This is a genomic window from Dyella sp. (assembly GCF_035685885.1).
Lineage (GTDB): Bacteria > Pseudomonadota > Gammaproteobacteria > Xanthomonadales > Rhodanobacteraceae > Dyella.
Genome location: NZ_DASRZX010000022.1, coordinates 1 through 22,838, shown reverse-complemented (window position 1 = coordinate 22,838; position 22,838 = coordinate 1). Strand labels below are relative to the sequence as shown.

Sequence of the window (22,838 nt, the reverse complement as noted above, 5' to 3'; positions counted from 1 at the left end):
TTCTGATAATTCGGCCCCGACCCACCTTCCGGCGTGACCCAGTTGATGATCTGGTACGGGTCCTTGATATCACAGGTCTTGCAGTGCACGCAGTTGGCCGCGTTGATCTGCAGGCGCTTGCCGCTGCTCCCATCGGCGTGGGTGTCTTCGACGATCTCGTAGACGCCGGCGGGGCAGAAGCGGGTGCAGGGGTTGCCGTATTCGACGGTGCACTTGGTGACGCACACGTTGGTGTCCGCCACGTGCAGGTGGATGGGCTGGTCTTCGTCGTGCTCGGTGGCGGCGAAGTACACGCCGGCCAGGCGGTCGCGGGGCGGCAGTTCGCGCTGCACGTAATCACGCTTGGGTTCTTCCTGCTGGCCTAGCTTGTGCAGCGAGGACCAGTCGGCCTTGTTCTTCAGCGTCCACGGTGAGGCGCCGCCGATGGCGGTTTCCCAGGCGGCATTGAACATGCCGAACCACAGGCCCTTCTTGAAGGCGGGCTTGATGTTGCGCACCTTCTTCAATTCGGCCATCACGTCGGATGCACGCAGCCTGGCGTCGAAGCCGGCTGCATTGAGGTCGTTGGCGGCCAGGTGCTCGGCGGCGAGCATGCCGCTCTTGATGGCCTGGTGCGTGCCCTTGATCTTGGGCACGTTGAGCAGGCCGGCGGTGTCGCCGATCAGCAGCGCTCCGGGCATTTCAAGCTTGGGCAGCGACTGGTAGCCGCCGGTGACGATGGCGCGGGCGCCGGCGGAGAGGATGGTGCCGCCTTCCAGCAACGGCTTCACGGTCGCGTGGTTCTTCCATTGCTGGAAGGCTTCCCACGGCTGGTAGTTGGGATCGGTGTAGTCCAGGCCACTGACGTAACCCAGTGCGATGCGATCCTTGTCCAAGTGATAGAGGAAGCTGCCGCCGTAGGTGTGGCTGTCGGCTGGCCAGCCGAAGCTGTGCACGATCTTGCCCGGCTGCACGCGGCCGGCGGGCACCTGCCACAGTTCCTTGATGCCGATGGAATAACCCTGCGGGTCGCTGTCCTTGTCCAGCGCGTAGCGCTTGATCAGCTGCTTGGTGAGGCTGCCGCGGGCGCCTTCGGCGAGCACCGTGACCTTGGCCTTGATGTCGATGCCCTGGGTGTAGCCGGCCTTGTGCGAGCCGTCCTTCGCCACGCCCATGTCGCCGATGCGTACGCCGGCGACGGAGCCGTCTTCGTTGTAGATGTTGTCGGCGGCGGCGAAGCCGGGGAACACATCCACGCCCAGCGCTTCGGCCTGCGGTGCCATCCAGGCGCACATGGCGCCGAGGGAGACGATGAAGTTGCCGTGGTTGTTCATGCCTGGCGGCACCGGCAGCTTGCGTTCGCCGGTCTTGGTCAGCAACCAGAACTCGTCTTCGGTGGCCGGCACGCAGATCGGCGGCGGGTTGTCGCGCCAGCCCGGCAGCAGCGCGTCCAGCGGCTGCGGCTCGATCACCGCGCCGGAAAGGATCTGCGCGCCGATGGTCGATGCCTTCTCGATCACGCACACGCTCAGGTCCGGCTTGAGCTGCTTCAGGCGGATGGCGAAGGAAAGGCCCGCGGGGCCTGCGCCGACGACGACGACGTCGTATTCCATCATTTCGCGGTCGCTCATGGCGTAGCTCCAACTCATCTCATGCGGCACGATTCCGTTCCCCCACGTATGGAAACGGGCAAACCGGCATTGTCCGGGTTCGGGCGGTGCCGGGCAACGTGGCGGCGCCGGTCCTTGCAAACCCTTCATCTACGGTGGCGATAATCGCCGCAGGGAGCCCCAGGGAAGAAATGATGAACCAACAGCCGCCGATCAGCGATTTCGACCTGCGCCTCGCCACCATGTGCCAGCTATTGCACTGGCTGGCGGTCGAGCGCGTGCAACCCCAGCAACTGGCTGAGGTCTATCTGGAAGGGATCGAGCGGGTCAATCCGCAGATCAACGCCTATGTGAGTCTCAGCTCGTCGATGCTGCAGGAGCAGGCGCTGGCGGCCCAGCACCGTCGTCTCGACGGGGTGATCGGGCGGCTTGACGGCATTCCGGTGGCGTTGAAGGACAACTTCGACGTGGCGGGCTGGCCGACGGGCGCCGGCCTGGCGGGGCGTCGCCAACCGGTTGGCGACGATGCGCACGCCGTGGCGCGCCTGCGGGCGTCGGGTGCGGTACTGATCGGCAAGACCAACATGGACGAGGGCGCGCTGGGCGCCGTCACGGACAATCCGCACTACGGCCCCACCCACAACCCCCACCGGCAGGGCTATACCGCGGGAGGTTCGTCGGGTGGCGCTGCCGCCGCCGTGGCGGCCGGTTTGGCGGTGGCCGCGGTGGGCTCGGACAGCCTCGGCTCGATCCGCATCCCGGCAAGCTACTGCGGCGTGTACGCACTCAAGCCTACCCACGGCGAGATTTCCGCACGCGGCATGGTCCCCGCTGCGCGACGCCTGGACACCGTGGGCCTGATCGCCCGCAGTGCGGACGACCTCACCGTGCTGTTGCAGGTGCTGGCCGGCTACGACGCTGATGACGCGCGCTCGCGCCGCCGCCGCGTAGCGCTGTCGCCGCCGGACTGGGAGCCGGGCCGGCTGCGTGCCGGATTCCTGCCCAACCTCGCGGCGCTCGGCGTGCAACCCGAGGTGATCGAGGTATTCGAAGCGGCGCTGGCGAAATGGCCGCGTGAGCTGGGCGAACGCCGTACGGTCGATTTTTCCGACTGGGATTTTGCCCGCACGCGTCGCGCCGGCCTGTTCCTGATGGAAGCGGAAATGCTCGGCACGTTCGCGGCCGATCTGGCCGATACCGAGCAGCGCGTGTCTGAACATTTCCGCCGTCTGCTGGGCTATGCCGCCGGCAAGAGCGCGGCCGACTATGCCGCGGCCGATCGCGTGCTGGATGCGGCCACGCTCAAGATGCGTCGCTTGTTTGCGCAGATCGACGTGCTGGTGCTGCCCACCACGCCACAAGGCGCCTTCCCGCTGGATGCGCCGGCGCCCGATTCGCAGGCCGACCTCACCAGCTTCGCCAGCCTTGCGGGCTGCCCGGCGGTAAGCATTCCGATGGGCTATCTGCCCGATGGCATGCCGATCGGCCTGCAGCTGGTCGGCGCACGCGGATCGGATCTGCGCCTGCTGGAGCTGGCCTCCGTGTGTGCGGCGACGCTGGACGTGGAGCCGGCGTTTCCCGCCATCCGCTGAGGCATGCAGGACGCCCAGGTGAATCTGTTCGACCAGGTGGCGCCCATGGGATGGCAGGCGTTACCGCTGCCCGGTGCCGATCTTTCGTTGTGGCCACGGTGGCTGCCGGTGGCCGATGCGGATGCATTGATGGCCCAGCTGCAGGCAAGCATTCCGTGGGGAGTCCATCGCATCCGCATCTACGGACGCGAGGTGGATTCGCCTCGCCTGAGTTGCTGGATCGGTGACGCCGAAGCCACCTACGTCTATTCCCGCACGCGCTTCGAGCCGCATCCATGGACGAGTGCGTTGTCTGACCTGCGGGAGCAGGTATCGAAGGCCTGTGGTGCGCGGTTCAACAGCGTGCTCGCCAACCTTTACCGGAATGGCCAGGATTCGATGGGCTGGCACAGCGATGACGAGCCCGAGCTGGGCGAACGCCCGGTGATCGCTTCATTGAGCCTGGGCGCGGTGCGCCGGTTTCGGCTCAAGCCCCGTCATGACGGCACGGCGCGCGATACGCAGATGATCGAACTGGGGCATGGCAGCCTGTTGCGCATGGCCGGCGATACGCAGCGCCTTTATGTGCACGACCTGCCGAAGACGAGCGCGGGCGTGGGGCCGCGAATCAACCTGACGTTTCGATGGATCGAGCCGCGAAAGCGGTAGCGGTGAGGCGCTTTGCCTCTCTGCAGGAGCGACAGATTTACGGCACGGGCTGCTGCAGCGTCCACGCCACCAGCTGCGCGGCCAGCGTGTCGCTGGCCTGGCCGAAGGCGGTGACAACCTGCGGCACCGTCGTGCCTCCCACCGATTGGTTGACGTCGAAGCGACGAGTGGCGATCACACGCAGGCTGCCATTCTGCACCAGGCGCGCGTCGAAACGGATCACGATGGTGGGCGTCTTGCCCTGGTACTCGGACTGGAACGCCCGCAGGTCGCCGGCCAGGGTGACGTCGGCGGCCAGTGCGTTGTCGTCGCTGCTTACCGACGGCAGCCGCCCGTCATCGCGAAATGCGTCGATCAAGCGGTTGCGCAACAACGTGGTGGCGGTGTCGCTCCAGCGCGCTCCCTGGTAGACGCTCACCACGTTGCCCTCGGGCAGCACCGCAATGCGCGAGCTGTCGATCATCCGCTCGGCCTGGGGCGTGTTGACCCGCAGTGACCAGCTGGCGGCGGACGCCTGCGCGTGCGGCAGGGGTGTGGCGGGCAGGCGGTAGATCTCCGGCGACTCCGCCTTGGGCAGCACCGAGCAGGCCGCCAGCAACGCGACGACGGTCCAGGCGGGCAGGTGAGCGAACAACCTCATGGCACGAACTCCTTGCTGCGGTCGCGGCCCAGCAGGAAGCCGGCCGGGTTGTCGTCGAGACGGCGGGTGACGCCGCGCAGCGAGCTTGCCGCGTCGCGCAGCTCGCGGATGGCCGGGGCAAGTTCGCTGAAGCCTTGGATGCCTCCGTTGATTGAAGCGCGGTTGTCGCTGAGCAGATGATCGACATTGGCGGTAACCCGCTCCACCGAGGCGAGCGCGTTCCTGGCGCTGTCCAGCGTGGCGCGTCCCTGCGTGTCGACCAGACTGTTGGTGGTCTGCACCAGCTTCTGCGTCTGCGCCAGCGTGTCATTGGCCCGCTTGCTCGCTTCGGCCAGTTGCTGGAGCAGCGCGCGGATATCGTCGCGCTGATCGGCAATGGCACCGGTGGCCTTGTCCAGGTGATCCAGCGTGCGCGACACGCGATCCATGTTCTCCGGTGACAGCAGGGCGCTGGCGCGGGCGATCACGTCGTTGATGTTCATCACCAGGTCTTCGCCGTTGGCCAGCAGCCGACTCAGCGGCGAAGGATCGGCCACGATCACGGGCAACTCGCCATTCTTGCCTTCCAGCGGTGGACTCTGGGGCGAGCCGCCGCTGAGCTGGATGACGGCCAGACCGGTGACGCCCGTGAGCGCCAGCTTGGCGTGCGTGTCCTGGCGCACCGGCGTATCCGCACCGAGGCGGATCCACGCGATGACCTTGCGCGGATCCTGCTTGTCGAGCTTGAGCTGGGTGACGTCGCCGACCTTGATGCCGTTGTACTGCACGGCTCCGCCCTGCGTGAGGCCGGTGACGGCCTCGTTGAAGACCACCTGGTAATAGGCGAACTGGCGGTCCGAACTGGACTTGGCCAGCCACAGGCCGAACAGCAGGGCGGCCATCACCACGATCACGGTGAACAGGCCGATCAGCACATGATGGGCGCGTGTTTCCATCTCACTTCACCTCGGGCTTGGATTCGACGTCGTGCGCTTCTTCCGCAGCGCGACCGCGTGGGCCGTGGAAATACGATTGCACCCAGGCATCGTCGCACTTGGCCACTTCGTCCAGCGGGCCAACCACCAGCACTTTCTTCTGCGACAGCACGGCCACGCGATCGCAGATGGTGTAGAGCGTGTCCAAGTCGTGGGTGACCAGGAAAACGGTGAGCCCCAGCGCGTTGCGCAGGGTGAGGATGAGCTGGTCGAACGCGGCGGCGCTGATCGGATCCAGGCCGGCGGTGGGCTCATCCAGGAACAGGATTTCCGGATCCAGCGCCAGGGCTCGTGCCAGCGCCGCACGCTTGACCATGCCGCCGGAAAGCTCGGACGGATACTTCGTCTCCGCTCCCGCGGGCAATCCGGCCAGAGCCAGTTTCACACCGGCGAGCGATTGCGCATCCGCGCGCGCCAGGCCGGCGTGCTCGATCAGGGGCATCGCCACGTTCTCCACGATATTGAGCGAGGAGAACAGCGCGCCGTTCTGGAACAGCACGCCGAAGCGCCGCTCCACCTGCGAGCGCTGCTCCGGCGACAGGCTCAGCAGGTCCTTGCCGAACACATGCACCTGTCCCGACGTGGGGCGGCGCAATCCCACGATGCTGCGCAACAACACCGACTTGCCCGTGCCCGAGCCGCCGACCACGCCGAGGATCTCGCCGCGGTGCACATCGAGGTCCAGATGCTCGTGCACCGCTTGCGCGCCGAAACGATTCACCAGGTTGCGCACCTGGATCACCTCATCCTGCGGCTGCGGTTTGGCAACAGCGTTCACCAGCCCATCTCCATGTAGAACAGCGCTGCCAGCGCATCGAGCAGGATCACCACGAAGATCGACTGCACCACCGCCGACGTGGTGTGTTCGCCCACCGACTCCGCGCTGCCGGTGACCTTGAAGCCCTCCAGGCAACCGATCACCGCAATCAGGAACGCGAACACCGGTGCCTTGGCCAGCCCAACCAGGAAGTGCCGCACCTCGATATCCGATTTCACCAGGTTGAGGAACATCACCGGCGAGATGTCCAGCACCAGCGCGCACACCAGGCCGCCGCCCGCGAGGCCGGCGATCATGGCGATGAAGGTGAGCATCGGCAGCGAGGCCAGCATCGCCAGCACGCGTGGAAGCACCAGCAGCTCCATGGGATCAAGCCCGAGCGCGCGGATGGCGTCGATTTCCTCGTTGGCCTTCATCGAGCCGATCTGGGCGGTGAAGGCGCTGGCGGTGCGACCGGCCATGAGGATGGCCGTGAGCAGCACGCCGAACTCGCGCAGGAACGAAAAGGCGATCAGGTCCACGGTGTAGATGGTGGCGCCGAAATCCTTGAGCACCGTGGACCCCAGGAACGCCACCACGGCGCCGACCATGAAGGTGAGCAGCGCCACGATGGGCACGGCATCCAGGCCGGTCTCCTCCACGTGCGCCACCAGTGAGGTAACGCGCCACCGGCGCGGACGCCACACCGTGCGGGCAAGGGTCTCCAGCGTCAGGCCGATGAAGCCCAGCAGGCGCACCTGCTGGCGGTACACGTTTTCCATGGCGGCGCCGATGCGCGCGAGCACGTCGGTCACCGCGTTGCCGCGGTGCGTGACCTTCGGCTCGACGTAGTCGGCCATGGCGCGGCCGATGGTCTGCAGCAATGCGCGTTGCGCCACGGGCAGGGTCGGGTCCTCGTGGGCCAGGTTGCCCAGGCGGGCGGCACCAAGCAGCGAGGCCAGCAGCGAAGCGCCCGCGGTATCCAGCGCACCGAGGCCACTGAGATCCACGGCAGTCGCCGGGTCCAGCGGCGCCCTCAAGGTGCTTATCGTGCGTTCGAGCGAAGCGTAATGGACCAGTGTCCAATCGCCCGCCACGCGAAGCCGTGGAGGCGTCATGCTGGCATCGAGTTGTGCGCTTCCTGTCGCCGTCGATGTGCTCATGGAACGATCTTAGTGGGTTGTCGAGTACGGCAGGTGACGAAATGTTGCCCTGCGTCAGCGGTATCCGGTTTCACGCGTTCTGTCCGTTCCGTCGTCGGCGGCGCTGTTCGCCGGCTCCTTTTCCGCTAGATTCCTGCTTGAACGCCCGCCCCGTCGCGCGAGCAAGCCACAGGCCGTGAAACGACGTATGCCCTCCATGTCCCATCTGGATGAGCTCGAGGCCGAGAGCATCCACATCTTCCGCGAGACCGCGGCTGCCTTCGGGCACCCGGTGATGCTGTATTCCATCGGCAAGGATTCCTCCGTCCTGCTGCACCTGCTGCGCAAGGCGTTTTATCCGGCCAAGCCACCGATGCCGCTGTTGCACGTGGATACCACCTGGAAGTTCCGCGAGATGATCGCCTTCCGCAACGAGGTGGCGGCGACGGGCAACGTCGAGGTGCTGGTCCACATCAACGAGGAAGGCGTGCATCAGGGCATTTCACCGCTGACCCACGGGTCGGCCGTGCACACCGACGTGATGAAGACCGTGGCGCTGAGGCAGGCCCTGGACAAGTACGGTTTCGATGCGGCCATCGGCGGTGCCCGTCGCGACGAGGAGAAGTCGCGCGCCAAGGAACGCGTGTTCTCCTTCCGCAACGCGCAGCATCGCTGGGACCCGAAGCACCAGCGGCCCGAGCTCTGGCATACCTACAACACGCAGATCCACAAGGGCGAAAGCGTGCGGGTGTTCCCGCTGTCCAACTGGACCGAGATGGACGTGTGGCACTACATCCGTCGCGAGGACATTCCGGTCGTGCCGCTCTATTTCGCCAGGCCTAGGCCGGTGGTGGAGCGCGACGGTGCGCTGATCATGGTCGATGACGATCGCTTCACCCTGCGTGAGGGCGAACGCATCCAGATGCGCGAGGTGCGCTTCCGCACGCTCGGCTGCTATCCGCTGACGGGCGCCGTGGAGTCGTCGGCCGATACGCTGGACAAGATCATCGACGAGATGTCCGCGTCGCGCAGTTCCGAGCGCCAGGGCCGCATGATCGACCAGGACAGCCATGCCTCGATGGAGCGCAAGAAGCAGGAGGGTTACTTCTGATGGCGATGCTTGATGCCCATCCTGATCCGGCCCACGGGAAACCACGGCTGTTGCGCTTCATCACCTGCGGCAGTGTCGATGACGGCAAGAGCACCCTGCTGGGACGCCTGCTCTATGACACCGGCATGGTGCCCGATGACCAGTTGGACGCGCTGGCCCGCGACAGCCGCAAGCTGCACGGCGATGCACCCGATGCGCTGGATTTCTCGCTGCTGACCGACGGCCTCGACGCCGAGCGGCAGCAGGGCATCACCATCGACGTGGCTCATCGCTATTTCCACACGCCGCGCCGCAGCTTCATCGTCGCCGATTGCCCGGGACACGAGCAGTACACCCGCAACATGGCGACGGGCGCCTCCCAGGCGGAACTGGCGGTGGTGCTGGTCGATGCGCGCAAGGGTTTGCTGCCGCAGACTCGCCGGCATACCTATATCTGCGCGCTGATGGGCATCCGGCAGGTGGTGCTGGCGGTCAACAAGATGGACCTGGTCGATTGCCGCGAGGACATTTTCGCGGCGATTGCCCACGAGTACCGCGAGCTGGCGCAGCAGCTTGGCATCACGCAGGTGCATGCCTTGCCCGTCATTGCGCCTCTTGGCGACAACGTGGGCAGCCGCTCCGTGCGCATGGCCTGGCATGACGGCCCGAGCTTGCTGGAACTGCTGGAGTCCGCCGATACGGTGGTCGCCCGTGACAGCGCGTTCCGCTTTCCCGTGCAATGGGTCAACCGACCCGATGCCTCGTTTCGTGGCTATGCCGGCACCGTCTGCGGCGGCGGCATCGCCGTCGGCAACGAGATCGTGGTGCAGCCGGCGATGCGCCGTGCACGCATCGAGCGCATCGTCACCGCCGACGGCGATTTACCGGAGGCCTCGATAGGACAGGCGGTCACGCTGACGCTGGATCGTGAAATCGACGTGAGTCGCGGCGATGTCATCGCCGAGGCCGCGCGGCCGGCTCCGGTGGCCGGTCAGTTCGCGGCCCACGTGTTGTGGATGGGCGACGAGCCGCTGCTGCCCAACCGCGCCTACTGGCTCAAGATCGGTTCGCGCACGGTGAACGCGCGCGTCACCTCCATCAAGCACAAGGTCGACGTGAACACCCAGGCCGAGCTTGCCGCGCGCCGGCTGGAGCTCAACGAGGTGGGCTACTGCAACATCGACCTGGACCACGACATTGCCTTCGAGTCGTATGAAGACAACCGCACGCTCGGCGGCTTCATCCTGATCGACCGGCAGACCCACGCCACGGTGGGTTGCGGCATGCTGGACTTCGCCCTGCGCCGCGCCTCCAACGTGCATTGGCAGCACACCGACGTTGCCAAGGAAGCGCGCAGCGCCAGCAAGGGCCAGGCGGCGCGCTGCCTGTGGTTCACCGGCCTTTCGGGCGCGGGCAAGTCCACCATCGCCAACCTGGTCGAACGCCGCCTGCACGCGCTGGGTTATCACACCTATATGCTGGACGGCGACAACCTGCGTCATGGCCTCAACAAGGACCTGGGCTTTACGGCCGAGGCGCGCGTGGAGAATGTCCGCCGCGTGGCAGAAGTGGCGCACCTGATGGTCGATGCCGGCCTCATCGTGCTCGTGTGCGTGATCTCACCGTTCCAGAGCGAACGTCGCTTCGCTCGCGGATTGTTCGACGGCGGCGAGTTCATCGAGGTCTTCGTGGACACGCCGCTGGAGGAATGCGAGCGGCGGGACCCGAAGGGGCTGTACCGCAAGGCGAGGTCGGGAGAAATCGTCAACTTCACCGGCATCGATTCGCCTTACGAGGCGCCGACCCACGCCGAACTTCATCTGCGCACCTCCGGGCTCAAGACCGAGCAACTGGCCGAGCAGGTCGTGGAGCAGTTGCTCTCCGGCATGGAACACCAGCAACGCGATTGATGCAGCAAGGCTCGTGTACGGCGCATCGTGCATGTTGCGCTGCACGACGCATGCCGATACGCCGGCGCACGGCGACATGCCGCGCGCTCGGCTTGGAATGTGCGTGGGCGCCCGGCGATAATGTCGTTTTCCCCAGAGCACGACTGCGATGACCGACAAGACCGTACTCAATGACACCCATCGCGCGCTGGGTGCGCGCATGGTCGATTTCGGCGGCTGGGACATGCCGATCAGCTACGGCTCGCAGATCGAGGAGCATCACGCCGTACGTCGCGACGCCGGCATGTTCGACGTCTCGCACATGACGGTGGTCGACCTTCACGGCGCACGTACACGCGACTTCCTGCGCCACCTGGTCGCCAACAGCGTCGACAAGCTCAAGGTGCAGGGCAAGGCGCTGTACACCTGCATGCTCAACGAGCAGGGCGGCGTGATCGACGACCTCATCATCTACTTCCTGGGCGAGGAGTTCTTCCGCCTCGTGGTCAACGCCGCGACCCGCGCCAAGGACCTGGCCTGGATCGAAAAGCAAGCGAAGGCTTTCGACGTGGAGGTCAAGGAGCGCCCGGATTTCGCCATGATCGCCGTGCAGGGCCCGAACGCGCGTGCCAAGGCGATCGGGCTGCTGGCCGAAGTGGATCACGCACGCATCGGCAAGCTCGGCAAGTTTGCCGCCGCGGCCGCGCAGGGCCCCCACGGCATGCCGTTGTTCGTCGCCCGCACCGGCTACACCGGCGAGGATGGCTTCGAGATCATGGTGCCGCAGGAGCACGCCGTCGCGCTGTGGAATGCCCTCGCCGAAGCGGGCGTGGCGCCGTGTGGCCTCGGTGCACGCGATACCTTGCGCCTCGAAGCTGGCATGAACCTCTATGGCCAGGACATGGATGACGACGTCTCGCCGTGGGAGGCGAACCTCGGCTGGACCATCGCGCTGGATGAAGGCCGCGACTTCATCGGCCGCAGCGCGCTGGAGGCGTACAAGGCCGCCGGCGTGAAGCGCGTGATGGTCGGCCTGGTGCTGGACGACAAGGGCGTGCTTCGCCATGGCCAGAAGGTGCTGACCGCTCAGGGCGAGGGTGAAATCCTTTCGGGCAGTTTTGCGCCCACGCTCAACAAGGCCGTGGCATTTGCACGCATTCCCGCCGGCGATGCCGGCGACGTGCGCGTGGACATTCGCGGTCGCGAAGTGCCCGTGCGCCTGGTGAAGTATCCGTTCGTACGCGATGGCAAGCCCTGCGAAGGCATTTGAGGCCATCTCCATCCATGGCGGCACCATCCCGTGTTGCCCAACGGGTGAAGCGGCTAGAATTGCCGTTCCACCCATTACCTGACATCAACGACTGGATTCGATCATGAGCGAGATTCCCGGCGATCTGAAATTCCTCAAGTCCCACGAATGGGCTCGCGTCGAAGACGACGGCCTGGTGCGCGTGGGCATCTCCGAGCATGCCCAGGGCCAGCTCGGCGACCTCGTGTACGTGGAGCTGCCGGAGATCGGTGCCAGCGTGCAGGCCGGTCACGGCGTGGCCGTGGTCGAGTCGGTCAAGGCGGCCTCGGACATCTACAGCCCGGTGTCCGGCGAGATCGTGGCGGTCAACGAGACCCTCAACGACAAGCCCGAAACGATCAACGAAGACGCTTTCGGCAACGGCTGGATCTTCCTGGTCCGTGCCAGCGATCGCGGCGAGCTGGACGAACTGCTCGATGCCGACGCCTACGCCGAACTGGTCGAGAACGAAGACCACTAAGCCCCGCATCAGTTGTTTTACCCGACGCCGGCCGCCCCAAGCGGCCGGCTTCTTTTTAGACTCGACGCATCGCGCGGCGTTTCTGTTTCGGCGATGGATATCGCGTTCGCCGTCCAGGGAAGTGATGTGATTTTACTTCTCGACGTCCATGCCGATAGATGTCCAAGTCGATGCTTGCCGGAACGCAGAGCACCCTTCGGCTGCTCGGATCGACCCCTTCGGTACCGAAAGGGCAGGGTCGGGCGACACCCTGTCCGGACCGATTCAAAGATAATTTCAGTCGATCTCCGTTCATCCTCGGGGACCAGAAACGGGCGTGGGGATTGCACCGCTTTGGTGTAACGCGGGGCGTGAGACTCTTGCTGCAGTGCAATGGATGAAAATGCACTAAATGGCTTGTTTTAAGCGGTTTTTATACATTATCAGTTAATGGTGGCGCATTTCATTTTGGCGGTATGGACGTCCAATTGAAAATGCATGTATACCCCTCCCAGGCCTTGCCGGGCGGGGGTTTGGACCCTCCTGGGGGTAGGTGAAACGGATTGATTTCATGTTTAAAATCAATTGACAGTTGAAATCTTCAGGAATAGCTTTCGCATCGGAACACGGAGAACGGGTGCCATGGCAACATCGAAATTCATTCCGCCTTATGTCGATCATGGAGAAAAGGCCGGCGCAGTACGCAAGATCACGGTCTCGATTCCATTGCACGTCCTGAGGCCACTGTCTGACGAACGCACCCGTCGTCAGGTGAACAATCTTCGGCACGCCACCAATAGCGATCTGCTCGTGGAGGCGTTCCTGCATGCTTTTACTGGGCAACCACTGCCAACTGATGAGGAGCTGAGACGAACTATGGCCACTGCCAAGAAAGCCGCAAAAAAGCCGGCCGCCAAGAAGGCGTCCAAGAAGACCGCTGTGAAGAAGGCCGCCGCCAAGAAGCCGGTAGCCCGCAAGCCGGCCGCCAAGAAGGCTGCCAAGAAGGTTGCAAAGAAGGCTGTTGCTAAGAAGCGCCCGGCCGCCGCCAAGAAGGCTGCCGTGAAGAAAGTCGCGACCAAGAAGGTTGCGAAGAAGGCGGTGAAGAAGGCCGCCAAGCGCACCGTGAAGAAGGCTGCCGCTGCGAAGGTGGTCAAGGCCACCAAGGCTGCGAAGGCCCCCAAGGCTGCCAAGAAGTAAGCTTTACCAATAATAGGCAACATCGACTTTTCTCCCCGCGGTGCCCAGCGCGGGGGGAGTCCTTCGAAAGAGCGATTCGTCCCGGCCCGTGCCGGGACGCTTCGTTTCCGGGGTACGAAAAATTCCTACGGCTGTCGTTGGTTTTTTTCTGGCGCATCGCCACCTGAGATCCACTTACACCGGGTGCGCGCGCACTGGTTGCGAAGCTACGCACGATTTGCCGTAGTGCTGCATTACGGTTACCTTTCCCACATCCGCGCCGCGGCGAACCTGGGGAGGTTTGCCGCTCCTGGATTCACAGGGGGAAAAAGCGCGGGTATCTGACTCCACTCGGTGAGAGACCATGGATACCCGATATATATGTCATGCGCGCCATCGTGCGCGCGGGGCCGTACGGCCCGCCGCCATTGCCATCGTTGCTGTTGTCGCGGTACTCGCGTCGGCATCGTGGTTCCTCATCATCAAGCCGCACCAGGACATGATGGAAACCGAAGCGGGGGGCCATCCCTCCACGCCGGTAGTGGGCGGTATCCAGGCGCCACCGCCGCCGGCCAACGTGGCCGCGATGAGCACCAACCAGCTGCTTTCCGAAGCCCGCAAGGCGGTGAACGAGCAGCGCTTGCTGGCGCCCGCCGGCAACAACGCATTCGAGTTCTACCTCAAGGTGCTGGAGAAGCAGCCGGGCAACCAGGTGGCTACCGACGCGCTGCGCGAAACCTTCCCGGTGGGTGCCAGCGTGGCCGAACAGGCGATCAACCAGCGCGACTTCAATGATGCGCAGCGTCAGATCGACCTGCTCGCCAAGGCGGATCCGGCCAACTACACGCTGACCATCCTGCGTTCCAAGCTCGACGCCCAGCGCAAGCTGCAGGATCGCGAGCAGCAGATGGCCTCGGACAAGGAAAAGGCGACGCAGCTGGCCGCGCAGAAGGCAGCGTCGGACAAGGTCGAGGCCGATCGCCTGGCTGCCGAGTCGCAGCAGAAGGCGCTGGCGGAACAGCAGCAGCGCGCGGCGCAGGCACGACTGGCGCAACAGCAGCAGGCCGAAGCCGCCCGCCAGCCGCAGCAGTCCACTACGGCTACCGCTGCAGCAGGCGGCGAAAGCGCGGCTGGCGGCACGCACGGTGCGGTGCTGGTGCGCAACGTCAATCCGCGTTATCCGACGACGGCCGTGCGCGCCAACCAGGAAGGCTGGGTGGAGGTGAGCTTCACCATCACGCCGGAAGGCAATGTCGACGACGTGAAGGTGGTGGATGCCGAGCCGCGCCATGTGTTCGATCGCGCCGCCGTGGAAGCGGTGAGCCGCTGGAAGTACCAGCCGGCGACGCAGAACGGCACGCCGGTGTCGGCGCAGGACAAGCGCCGGATCGTGTTCAAGCTCAACTAAACGCAACGCCGCGCCTGTCGCGGCATGCAGCAACGAAAAGGGCCGCGCGGCAACGCACGGCCCTTTTTCTTTGCGCGCGCCTGATCAGCCCTTGGCGCCGCCCCGGTTGGTAGCGGTCTTGGTCTTGTTGCGCGTCTTGCCCTTGAGGGTGGCGGGACGTTTGCCGGCGGGCGCATCGCTTTCGATGCCGGCCCAGTCGATATGCGGCAGTCCGAGCAAGCCGTCGAAGACCATCGGCATGAGTCCTGCCGGCGTCGGGCCGGAGGAATTCCACATCATCACCAGGCCCACGCGGTACTTGGGGAAGAACCCGATCAGGGTGCGATAGCCTTCCACCGCACCGGCGTGGAACACCAGAGTTTCGCCTTCGTAGTCGAACACACGCCAGCCCAGTGCATAGTGGGCATCGGATACGCGGGCCCGCCGCCATGGCGCGGAGCGTAGCTCCACGGGCGTGGCCACTTCGGGTGCGTGCAGCGTCTGCAGCAGTTGCGCGGGCAGCACATCGGGACGGCCGCCCATCTGGGCAACCAGCCATTGCTCCATGTCGCGCAAGCTCGCATTGACGCCTGCGGCGGGAGCGACGCGGTAGTACGCCTCCTTCGGCTCGAACGGGATCCAGCCATTGCTGCTCTCGCGATGCGGACGAGCCCAGCTTTTGCTCTCCTCCAGGCCTTCGCGACCATAGCTGGCCGTCTTCATGCCCAGCGGAAAGAAGATGCGCTTGTCGACCTGGCGGCTGAAGAAGTCGCCGGTCTGTGCGTAGACGATGTCGCCGATCAGGCTGAAGGCGATGTTCTGGTAGCCGTAGCACTGGCCTACACCGCAGGTAAGTGTCACCTCGTCGAGCTTGCGGGCCAACTCCTCGTACGGGATGTTTTCCTCAAGCATGTTGTCGTACGTGTTCTTCGGCAGGCCGAGTCGCTGGCCGAGGATGTCGCGTATCGTCGCCTGCTGTGCGGCGCCGTCGCTCTTGAGGTGGAAGAACGGCAGCACGGCGATCAGTTTGGTATCCCAGCTCAGCTTGCCGTCGTCGACCAGTACGCCGGCCAGCGCGGTGGCGAACGCCTTGGAAAGCGACGCCAGGCGGAACACCGTTTCCGGCGTCACCGGTTCGCGCGTGGACGCGTTGGCGTAACCGATGGTGTCTTCGAAAACGACCTTGTCGTCCAGCACCACGGCCGTGGCGAGGCCGGCGACTTCATTGCGCTGGTCCAGGCGGGCCAGCCACTGCTGGTACGCGGCCAGCGTGTCCTTGAGGCGCTCGGGTGGCAACGGCTGCACCGGCGCGGCAGTGGCTGGCGCCGGTGTGGCAGCGTGCGCGAAGAGCGAGGTCATCGACAGACCCAGTGTCGCGGCGACCGCCAGTGGAATCGAACGAAACGTCATGTTGCTGGGCACTTGGTGATGCCATCGGCATCGATGGAATGGAGACGGCCGGACAGCGTGTCGGGCCGGCTGACGGCGAAGCGGTCCTTCCATGACGCCGGGCGAGCGTACCGCATGATGGCCCGGAAATCCGCTTCGGACGATGGAGACACTACGACCGCTCCGCACCCGGGGAAGTTTCGTTCAGGATCATTTCGCTGGCTCGCTCGGCGATCATGATCACCGGCGCATTGGTGTTGCCGCTGGGCAGGCTGGGCATGACCGAGGCATCCACCACGCGCAACCCGTCCACACCGCGCACGCGCAGTTCGCTGTCGAGCGGAGCGTCACCGTCGCTGCCCATGCGGCAGGAGCCCGCCGGGTGGTAGATGGTTTCCGCCTTGCGGCGGATGAAGTCCGTGTAGTCCGTATCGCTGTGCAGTTCGCGCTCCGGGAAGATCGGGCCGCCGCGATACGGTGCGAAGGATGACTGCGAGAGGATGTCCCGTGACAGGCGGGCCGCTTCGATCATGCGCGCGAGATCATGGCCTTCGTCGTCGCCGAGATAGTTGGCGTGGATCGCCACGGGTAGCGTGGGATCGGCCGAGCGCAGCCGAATCTGGCCGCGACTGCGCGGATGCAGGTAGCACGCGTGCACTGTGTAGCCATGGCCGGGCAGGCGATGGCGCCCGTGGTTGTCCAGTTGCGCGGGCACGAAATGGAATTGCAGGTCGCAGCGTTCGTCGGTGGCCAGCCGGCTGCGCACAAAGCCGCCCGCTTCGGCGACATTGGAGCTACCCGGTCCATCGCGATGGCGCAGGAAGCGCAGCCCGGCGGCCAGTTCGTTGAGACGGTCGTAGGTGATCTTCTGCGTGCAGCCGTCGAGCGTGCAGATGTCCAGATGATCCTGCAGGTTGGCACCGACCCCCGGCGCATCCGCATGCACGGCAACGCCGTGTTCCCGCAAATGGTCGGCCGGTCCCACGCCGGACAGCATCAACAGCTGCGGCGTGTTGACCGCACCACCGGCGAGGATGACTTCGCCGGCTTCGATCACGGCGCCGCCATCAAGCAGCTGCACGCCCACCGCGCGTCCGTTGCGGATGAGCACGCGCGCCACCGGCGCCTTCGTGCGTACCTCCAGATTGGGCCGTTGCCGCGCGGGTTGCAGGTAGCCGCGCGCCGTCGAACATCGCATGCCGTCGCGTTGGGTCACCTGGTACAGGCCGAAACCATCCTGGCGTTCGCCATTGAAGTCGCTGTTGTGCGTGAAGCCAGCCGCCACCGCGGCGCTGACGAACACGTCCGACAGTTCGTTGTGGTAACGCAGGTCGCTGACGCCGAGCGGACCTCCCGCACCATGCCAGGATCCTGCGCCGCGGCTGTTGTCTTCACTGCGCAGGAACCACGGCAGCACCTGTTGCCACGACCAGCGCGCGTCGCCGGTGGCCTCGGCCCAGCGGTCATAGTCGCCGGGTACGCCGCGGATGTAGCACATCGCATTGATCGAGCTGGAACCGCCCAGTGTCTTGCCGCGCGGCCACCACAGGCGGCGACCCGACAGGTGTGGCTGGGGTTCCGTCTCGTAGTTCCAGTTCACGTGGCGATTGTTGACGAGTCGTGCGATGCCCGCGGGCATGTGGATGAGCGGATTCCAGTCCGTCGGGCCTGCTTCGAGCAGCAGTACGCGCTTGCCGGCATGCGCGCTGAGGCGGTTGGCCAGCACGCAGCCCGCCGAGCCCGCGCCCACGATGATGTAGTCGTATGTCACTGCCTTCCCCGTTCCGTGACCGTCAGGACGGCATGCTAGTCTTTTCGCATCCCCCGCTGGAAACGCCGGTGAACGCCTCCCCTCCCGCCGCCGCGAAAGAAGGCATGGCCTCCACGCTTTCCGCGCTGGCTTTCTTCTTCGTGATGACTGCTTATTACATCGTGCGGCCGGTGCGTGACCAGCTCAGTGGCGCGGTGGGTTCGCAATCGCTGCCCATGTTCTACCTCAGCGTGTTCTGCGTGATGCTGCTGTTGACGCCGGTGTTCGGCGCTCTGGTGTCGCGCTTTGCGCGCAAGCAGCTGCTGGGGTGGAGCTACAGCTTCTTCATCGCCTGCCTGCTCGCTTTCGTACCGGCCTTTCTGGCGCAGGATCGCATCGGCGCCCGCGAGCTGGGCGTCGTGTTCTTCGTCTGGGTCAGCGTGTTCAACCTGTTCGTGGTGTCGTTGTTCTGGAGCCTGATGGCCGATCTGTTCCACAGCGTGCAGGCGCGCAGCGTGTTTCCACTGATTGCGCTGGGCGGCATGGCTGGCGCGATTTTCGGCCCCATCGTGACCAAGCTGCTGGTGCAGGTGATTGGCGTGGCGCCATTGCTGGTGGTGTCGGCGGTGGCGCTGTCGATTGCGCTCGGGCTGCTGCTGACGCTCTCCTCGCGGCACGATTGTCGCGAACCCCAGCGACGCGACGAAGTGATCGGCGGATCGCTGTGGGCTGGCATCAAGGAATTGTGGACGCGGCCGTTCCTGCGCTACATGGCCATCCTGATGGTGCTGGGCGATGGCATCGGCACGCTGGCCTATGCGCTGATGGCCGACTACACCAAGCTGCATTTCCCCGATCGCGTGGCGCGGACGTCGTTCTATAACGACCTGGATCTGGCCACCAACATTTTGGGTGCCGTACTGCAGTTGACCCTCGCGCGATGGCTGCTGGTGCGCAAGGGCGCGGTGTGGGCGCTGGTGGTGCCGTCGCTGGTCAACCTGCTTCTGCTCCTGGCGCTGGCGCTGACCGGCATGGGAAGCATCACGCTGTTCGGCGCCACCATTCCCCTGCTGGCGATCACCCTGGTGGGTTCGCGCGGATTCGCCTATGGCATGACCAAGCCGGCGACGGACACGCTGTACACGAGGGTGCCGCGCGAGACGCGCTACAAGGGCAAGAATTTCGTCGAGACCGCCATCTGGCGCTTCGGCGACGTGGTAGTCACCATCGGGGTAAGCCTGCTGGGTACGCTGGGTGTTGCCGTAAGCGGCATGGCCGGCATTGGCGCCGGCATCGCCAGCGTCGCTACCTGGGTGGCCGCGCGCGCGGCCAAGTCGCCCGATCTGCTGCCCGAGCAGCAGGTCGATCCGGCCAAACCTGCTCCGGCGCAACCGGCCCAGGCCTGAGGCGACAACTTCAGCTGGTGATGTAACGCTGCAACTGTTCGATCTGCTCGGCCTGGGCGTCGATCACTTCCTTCACCAAGTCACCGATCGAAATGACACCGACCACGCTGTCGCCGCTCACTACCGGCAGGTGGCGGATGCGGCTGTCGGTGCACAGGCGCATGCAGTCGAACACATCGGTATCCGGCCCGACAGTGAGCGCGGGGCTGCTCATGATCTCCGAGACGGCCGTCTGTGCGGAGGAACGTCCCTGCAGGATGACCTTGCGCGCGTAGTCGCGCTCGGAAACGATGCCGACCAATCTTTCGCCACGCATCACCAGCAGCGCGCCGACGCGGCGCTCGGCCATGTGCTTGATCGCTTCGAGTACGGGCGCGTCCGGTGCGATGCTGAAGATGTCGGTGCCCTTGCCTTCCAGCAGATGCTTGACCTGTCGCATGCTTGAGCCTCCACGCGGCCGCGGTCGGGCCGCTGCATGAAGGGAAGTCTAGCGCCGACGCGTGGACGGGTTGTTGGCCCGGCGTGAAGCGATGCCTAGAAGCCCGTCGCGCCCGAGCGTGCACGCGGCAGGCGTTGCTCCTCGATGAAATACAACGGCCGCTGCTTGCTCTCGGCGTAGTTGCGGCCCAGGTATTCGCCAATCACGCCAAGGGCCAGCAGCTGCACGCCACCGAGGAACAGGATCACCAGCATCAGGGTGGGATAACCCTGCACGCGATCGCCGAACATGGCGGCCTTGCCGAATACCCACAGTCCGTACAGGAACGCCAGCATCGAGGACATCACGCCCACCCAGGTCGCCAGTCGCAAGGGTGCCGTGGAGAACGAAGTGATGCCCTCGATGGCCAATTGCAGCAGGCGCCAGTAGTTCCATTTGGTCTCGCCGGCCTGGCGCGGCTCGCGCAGGTAATAGACGGCCGTCTGCCGGTAGCCGATCCATGCGAACAGGCCCTTCATGAAGCGCTGACGCTCGCGCAGCTGGCGCAGGGCGTCCAGCGCGCGGCGGGACAGCAGCCGGAAATCGCCGGTGTCGCGCGGCACGCTGGTATCGGAAAGACGTTCCATGCTGCGGTAGAACAGGGCGGCCGTGAGGCGCTTGAGGCCCGTCTCGCCGGCCCGCGCGGTGCGGGTGGCGTAGACCACGTCGTAGCCCGCCCGCCAGCGCTCCACCAGCGACGGGATGAGTTCCGGCGGGTCCTGCAGATCGGCATCGATCACCACGGTGGCGTCGGCGTCGACATGGTCCAGGCCGGCGGTCAGTGCCGCCTCCTTGCCGAAGTTGCGCGAAAGCTTGAGTCCGCCGGTGCGCACGTCGCGCGCCATCAGCTGTTCGATCAACGCCCAGGTGCCGTCGCTGCTGCCGTCGTCCACGTAAAGCACGCTGCAGTCCAGCGGCAGATCATCAAGCACGCGTCCCAGCCGGCCGTGGAAAGTCTCCAGCACGGCGGCTTCGTTGTAGGCAGGCACGACGACGGTCAGGCGGGACATGGCGGCGGCATCGCTCCTGGAAGGTCGGCGCATGCTAGTGCACGCGCCCCCGCTTCGTCAGCGGTGGCGTGTATCGCGCGCGGGCTGGCGGCCCTGCAGGTAGGCCGGGCCGCCCAGCTGCGCCATCTGCTGCTGGATCCAGTTGGCCCGGCTTTGCACGTAGGCCGTCGGACGATCGACATGGAAGCGTCGGGGGCTCGGCAACACCGCCGCCAGCCGCGCTGCCTGGGCCGCGCCCAACCGCGAAGGCGGTGCATGGAAGAACACATCGCTGGCCGCGCCCACGCCGTAGATGCCGTCGCCGAGCTCGGCGAGGTTCATGTAAACCTCAAGGATGCGCTGCTTGGGCCAGGTCAGCTCGATCAACACCGTGAAATACGCTTCCAGTCCCTTGCGGACGAAGCTGCGACCGTTCCACAGGAACAGGTTCTTCGCCGTCTGCTGGCTGATCGTGCTGGCGCCGCGCAGACGCCGGCCCTCGTCGGCGGCGTCCATCGCATCCTGGATGGAATCGAAATCGAAACCGTGGTGGAACGGAAATTTCTGGTCCTCGCCCGCCACCATCGCCAGCGGCACGTAGGGCGACACCTGCGACCACGGCACCCACCGATGCTGCAGGTGGAAATCGCGCTCACCGCGGACGATTGCGCCGATGCGCCGCTCCATCATCACTGCGGACGTCCACGGCGGCACGAAGCGCAGCACCAGCACGATCAGCCAGGTGAGGGCCAGCCAGGACACCAGCAGCAGGGCAAACAGTCGGAGCAGTCGGATGGGCAGGGAGCGTCGTGAAGTCATGGCGGCGCGGATGCGGAGTTGCGGGGAGTATAAAGGGCCCATTCCCGGCCTTCGCGGTGGGGTTGTTGAGGCACGATGCAGGCGACCCCATATGGAAGGATTGCTCTTGAGAGGTCGATCCCGTGGAAACCGTGCTTGTCGAAGATGTGCTGCACCGATTCATGCTTGAGCGCGCGGGCGTGCGCGGCGTGCTGGTCCGTCTCGGACCGGCGTGGCGCGAGGTCGCCGGCCGCTCGGCCTACCCTGGCAAGCTACGTTCCGTGCTGGGCCAGACACTGGTTGCCAGCGCGCTGCTGACCGGCAACATCAAGCTGGACGGTTCGCTGTCGGTGGAACTGAAGAGCAGCGGCCCGCTGCGCCTGCTGTTTGCCGAATGCACCGACCAGGGCCGCCTGCGTGGCCTGGCGCGTTGGACCGATCCGTTGCCCGAGACCATCGACCTGTCCGTGCTCCCCGACGCGATCATGGCCATCACCATCGGCAATGCCGAGCGGGGCCAGCGTTACCAGGGCCTGGTCGACCTGCAGCATCCGGATCTCGCTGCCGCGCTGGAAAATTATTTCAGCCAGTCCGAGCAGCTGCCTGCGCGCATCGTGCTGGCCGCCGACGGCGAGCATGCGGTGGGCCTGATGCTGCAGAAGCTGCCCGATGAAGGCGGCATTGATGCCGTGCAGGATGAGGATGCCTGGACGCGTATCCAGCACCTCACCGCCACGTTGGGCGACGAGGAACTGCTTTCCACGCCGCCGGAGCAGTTGCTGTACCGCCTCTATCACGAAGAGTCGGTGCGCCTGTTCGATCCCCGTCCGCTGACGTTCGGCTGCAGTTGCACGCGTGAGCGTGTGGAGGCTGTGCTCCGCTCGCTCGGCCGCGACGAAGTGGAAGCCGCGCTGGAAGCCCGCGAAGGCGAAATCGAAGTGATCTGCGAATTCTGCGCGCAGCGCTACACCTTCGATCGCATCGACGCCGAGCACCTGCTGAGCACCAGTTCGCAGGCGAATGCGCCGACGACGACGCAGTAGGCCACCGCAGTAAGCCGTACCCGCGTTACCCATCCAGCCGGCCCGAGAAGGGCCGGCTTTTTTTGATCGTCATTCCGGTCTGCGCCGGAATGACGATCAAAAAGGCCGCGCTACGAACGTTCTGCGCGCTTCGCGCCGTCCGACCCCTGCTTTCATTTCGAGAGCACGCTGGAATGGCGCGTGCGATTAGGGCAGCGCGAAATGATGTTCGCGCTGCAGCCACACTTCGGCCATTTTCGGCGTGGCGAACAGGAAGCCCTGGCCGTAGCGGCAGCCGATGCGCAGCAGCGCCTGGCGCTGGTCTTCGTCCTCGATGCCTTCGGCGATCACCTGCATCTGCAGCGAATTGGCCA

General features: G+C 65.3%; 20 protein-coding genes and 1 pseudogene. 10 read left to right on the top strand and 11 right to left on the bottom strand.

Annotated elements, in window-relative coordinates; genetic code table 11:
- On the bottom strand, positions 1–1,610 hold a 1,610-nt coding region (locus VFG49_RS03180; RefSeq protein WP_324858053.1), incomplete at its 3' end, for an electron transfer flavoprotein-ubiquinone oxidoreductase.
- Positions 1,611–1,783: 173 nt separating this feature from the next.
- Here VFG49_RS03180 and VFG49_RS03175 point away from each other — a divergent pair.
- Both VFG49_RS03175 and VFG49_RS03170 read left to right on the top strand, forming a co-directional pair.
- The gene (locus tag VFG49_RS03175; protein WP_324858052.1) at positions 1,784–3,181 is read left to right on the top strand and encodes an amidase; all 1,398 of its coding nucleotides are present in this window, start codon (positions 1,784–1,786) and stop codon (positions 3,179–3,181) included.
- A 45-nt stretch (positions 3,182–3,226) separates the two neighbouring features.
- On the top strand, positions 3,227–3,829 hold the full coding sequence (locus VFG49_RS03170) for an alpha-ketoglutarate-dependent dioxygenase AlkB family protein (protein ID WP_324858057.1): 603 nt from the start codon (positions 3,227–3,229) through the stop codon (positions 3,827–3,829).
- Positions 3,830–3,866: 37 nt separating this feature from the next.
- Here the strand turns inward: VFG49_RS03170 and VFG49_RS03165 are convergent, their stop codons facing one another.
- The 4 genes from VFG49_RS03165 to VFG49_RS03150 are packed head-to-tail and all read right to left on the bottom strand — an operon-like array spanning position 3,867 to position 7,363.
- The gene (locus tag VFG49_RS03165; protein WP_324858051.1) at positions 3,867–4,469 is read right to left on the bottom strand and encodes an ABC-type transport auxiliary lipoprotein family protein; all 603 of its coding nucleotides are present in this window, start codon (positions 4,467–4,469) and stop codon (positions 3,867–3,869) included.
- A complete protein-coding gene (locus tag VFG49_RS03160) occupies positions 4,466–5,404 on the bottom strand; it encodes an MlaD family protein (RefSeq protein ID WP_324858050.1) in 939 nt (312 codons plus the stop codon). Before VFG49_RS03160 ends, VFG49_RS03165 begins: the two co-directional genes overlap by 4 nt.
- 1 nt (position 5,405) lies before the next feature.
- The gene (locus tag VFG49_RS03155; RefSeq protein ID WP_324858049.1) at positions 5,406–6,221 is read right to left on the bottom strand and encodes an ABC transporter ATP-binding protein; all 816 of its coding nucleotides are present in this window, start codon (positions 6,219–6,221) and stop codon (positions 5,406–5,408) included.
- Positions 6,218–7,363: an ABC transporter permease gene (locus tag VFG49_RS03150; protein ID WP_324858048.1), complete on the bottom strand. Its 1,146-nt coding sequence runs from the start codon at positions 7,361–7,363 to the stop codon at positions 6,218–6,220. The genes VFG49_RS03155 and VFG49_RS03150 overlap by 4 nt, the downstream gene beginning before the upstream one ends.
- Positions 7,364–7,559: 196 nt before the next feature.
- On the opposite strand from VFG49_RS03150, the gene cysD reads away from it, so the two are divergent.
- The 6 genes and pseudogenes from cysD to VFG49_RS03115 all read left to right on the top strand — a co-directional run bounded on the left by cysD (position 7,560) and on the right by VFG49_RS03115 (position 14,653).
- Positions 7,560–8,453: a sulfate adenylyltransferase subunit CysD gene (gene cysD, locus VFG49_RS03145; protein WP_414649042.1), complete on the top strand. Its 894-nt coding sequence runs from the start codon at positions 7,560–7,562 to the stop codon at positions 8,451–8,453.
- Between the two features lie 5 nt (positions 8,454–8,458).
- Complete coding sequence (gene cysC / locus VFG49_RS03140; RefSeq protein WP_414649044.1) at positions 8,459–10,342, top strand: adenylyl-sulfate kinase; 1,884 nt, start codon at positions 8,459–8,461, stop codon at positions 10,340–10,342.
- Positions 10,343–10,490: 148 nt separating this feature from the next.
- Complete coding sequence (gcvT, locus tag VFG49_RS03135) at positions 10,491–11,591, top strand: glycine cleavage system aminomethyltransferase GcvT (RefSeq protein WP_324858046.1); 1,101 nt, start codon at positions 10,491–10,493, stop codon at positions 11,589–11,591.
- A 103-nt stretch (positions 11,592–11,694) separates the two neighbouring features.
- Positions 11,695–12,090: a glycine cleavage system protein GcvH gene (gene gcvH, locus VFG49_RS03130; RefSeq protein WP_324858045.1), complete on the top strand. Its 396-nt coding sequence runs from the start codon at positions 11,695–11,697 to the stop codon at positions 12,088–12,090.
- 621 nt (positions 12,091–12,711) lie between these two features.
- Positions 12,712–12,942, top strand: a pseudogene (metJ, locus tag VFG49_RS19290) (met regulon transcriptional regulator MetJ); the annotation flags it as partial.
- A 667-nt stretch (positions 12,943–13,609) separates the two neighbouring features.
- On the top strand, positions 13,610–14,653 hold the full coding sequence (locus VFG49_RS03115; RefSeq protein WP_324858044.1) for an energy transducer TonB: 1,044 nt from the start codon (positions 13,610–13,612) through the stop codon (positions 14,651–14,653).
- Positions 14,654–14,737: 84 nt separating this feature from the next.
- Here the strand turns inward: VFG49_RS03115 and VFG49_RS03110 are convergent, their stop codons facing one another.
- Both VFG49_RS03110 and VFG49_RS03105 read right to left on the bottom strand, forming a co-directional pair.
- Complete coding sequence (locus VFG49_RS03110) at positions 14,738–16,042, bottom strand: serine hydrolase domain-containing protein (RefSeq protein WP_324858043.1); 1,305 nt, start codon at positions 16,040–16,042, stop codon at positions 14,738–14,740.
- Positions 16,043–16,193: 151 nt separating this feature from the next.
- Positions 16,194–17,792 carry a choline dehydrogenase gene (locus VFG49_RS03105; protein ID WP_324858042.1) on the bottom strand — a complete coding sequence of 533 codons (1,599 nt, stop codon included), beginning with the start codon at positions 17,790–17,792 and terminating at the stop codon, positions 16,194–16,196.
- A 104-nt stretch (positions 17,793–17,896) separates the two neighbouring features.
- Here VFG49_RS03105 and VFG49_RS03100 point away from each other — a divergent pair, with 104 nt between their 5' ends.
- Positions 17,897–19,177 (top strand): NTP/NDP exchange transporter, encoded by a 1,281-nt coding sequence (locus tag VFG49_RS03100; RefSeq protein ID WP_324858055.1) that lies wholly within the window; start codon positions 17,897–17,899, stop codon positions 19,175–19,177.
- A gap of 10 nt (positions 19,178–19,187) precedes the next feature.
- Here VFG49_RS03100 and VFG49_RS03095 read toward each other — a convergent pair whose 3' ends face one another.
- The 3 genes from VFG49_RS03095 to mtgA form a co-directional block, all read right to left on the bottom strand.
- Positions 19,188–19,616 carry a CBS domain-containing protein gene (locus tag VFG49_RS03095; protein ID WP_324858041.1) on the bottom strand — a complete coding sequence of 143 codons (429 nt, stop codon included), beginning with the start codon at positions 19,614–19,616 and terminating at the stop codon, positions 19,188–19,190.
- Between the two features lie 95 nt (positions 19,617–19,711).
- Positions 19,712–20,665, bottom strand: coding sequence for a glycosyltransferase family 2 protein (locus VFG49_RS03090; protein ID WP_324858040.1), 954 nt, complete (start codon positions 20,663–20,665; stop codon positions 19,712–19,714).
- A gap of 57 nt (positions 20,666–20,722) precedes the next feature.
- Positions 20,723–21,463: a monofunctional biosynthetic peptidoglycan transglycosylase gene (gene mtgA / locus VFG49_RS03085; RefSeq protein ID WP_324858039.1), complete on the bottom strand. Its 741-nt coding sequence runs from the start codon at positions 21,461–21,463 to the stop codon at positions 20,723–20,725.
- 122 nt (positions 21,464–21,585) lie between these two features.
- Here mtgA and VFG49_RS03080 point away from each other — a divergent pair, with 122 nt between their 5' ends.
- Positions 21,586–22,485 carry an Hsp33 family molecular chaperone HslO gene (locus VFG49_RS03080; protein ID WP_324858038.1) on the top strand — a complete coding sequence of 300 codons (900 nt, stop codon included), beginning with the start codon at positions 21,586–21,588 and terminating at the stop codon, positions 22,483–22,485.
- A gap of 186 nt (positions 22,486–22,671) precedes the next feature.
- Here the strand turns inward: VFG49_RS03080 and VFG49_RS03075 are convergent.
- Positions 22,672–22,838: EAL domain-containing protein (locus VFG49_RS03075; RefSeq protein ID WP_414649043.1), on the bottom strand; the 167-nt coding region annotated here is incomplete at its 5' end.

What these genes read in the sequence shown, in the direction of transcription:
- VFG49_RS03175 (WP_324858052.1), top strand. Translation starts at nt 1,784, where the DNA reads ATGAACCAACAGCCGCCGATCAGCGATTTCGACCTGCGCCTCGCCACC.
- VFG49_RS03170 (WP_324858057.1), top strand. Translation starts at nt 3,227, where the DNA reads ATGGGATGGCAGGCGTTACCGCTGCCCGGTGCCGATCTTTCGTTGTGG.
- VFG49_RS03165 (WP_324858051.1), bottom strand. Translation starts at nt 4,469, where the DNA reads ATGAGGTTGTTCGCTCACCTGCCCGCCTGGACCGTCGTCGCGTTGCTG.
- VFG49_RS03160 (WP_324858050.1), bottom strand. Translation starts at nt 5,404, where the DNA reads ATGGAAACACGCGCCCATCATGTGCTGATCGGCCTGTTCACCGTGATC.
- VFG49_RS03150 (WP_324858048.1), bottom strand. Translation starts at nt 7,363, where the DNA reads ATGAGCACATCGACGGCGACAGGAAGCGCACAACTCGATGCCAGCATG.
- cysD (WP_414649042.1), top strand. Translation starts at nt 7,560, where the DNA reads ATGTCCCATCTGGATGAGCTCGAGGCCGAGAGCATCCACATCTTCCGC.
- cysC (WP_414649044.1), top strand. Translation starts at nt 8,459, where the DNA reads ATGCTTGATGCCCATCCTGATCCGGCCCACGGGAAACCACGGCTGTTG.
- gcvT (WP_324858046.1), top strand. Translation starts at nt 10,491, where the DNA reads ATGACCGACAAGACCGTACTCAATGACACCCATCGCGCGCTGGGTGCG.
- gcvH (WP_324858045.1), top strand. Translation starts at nt 11,695, where the DNA reads ATGAGCGAGATTCCCGGCGATCTGAAATTCCTCAAGTCCCACGAATGG.
- VFG49_RS03115 (WP_324858044.1), top strand. Translation starts at nt 13,610, where the DNA reads ATGGATACCCGATATATATGTCATGCGCGCCATCGTGCGCGCGGGGCC.
- VFG49_RS03110 (WP_324858043.1), bottom strand. Translation starts at nt 16,042, where the DNA reads ATGACGTTTCGTTCGATTCCACTGGCGGTCGCCGCGACACTGGGTCTG.
- VFG49_RS03100 (WP_324858055.1), top strand. Translation starts at nt 17,897, where the DNA reads ATGGCCTCCACGCTTTCCGCGCTGGCTTTCTTCTTCGTGATGACTGCT.
- VFG49_RS03095 (WP_324858041.1), bottom strand. Translation starts at nt 19,616, where the DNA reads ATGCGACAGGTCAAGCATCTGCTGGAAGGCAAGGGCACCGACATCTTC.
- VFG49_RS03090 (WP_324858040.1), bottom strand. Translation starts at nt 20,665, where the DNA reads ATGTCCCGCCTGACCGTCGTCGTGCCTGCCTACAACGAAGCCGCCGTG.
- mtgA (WP_324858039.1), bottom strand. Translation starts at nt 21,463, where the DNA reads ATGACTTCACGACGCTCCCTGCCCATCCGACTGCTCCGACTGTTTGCC.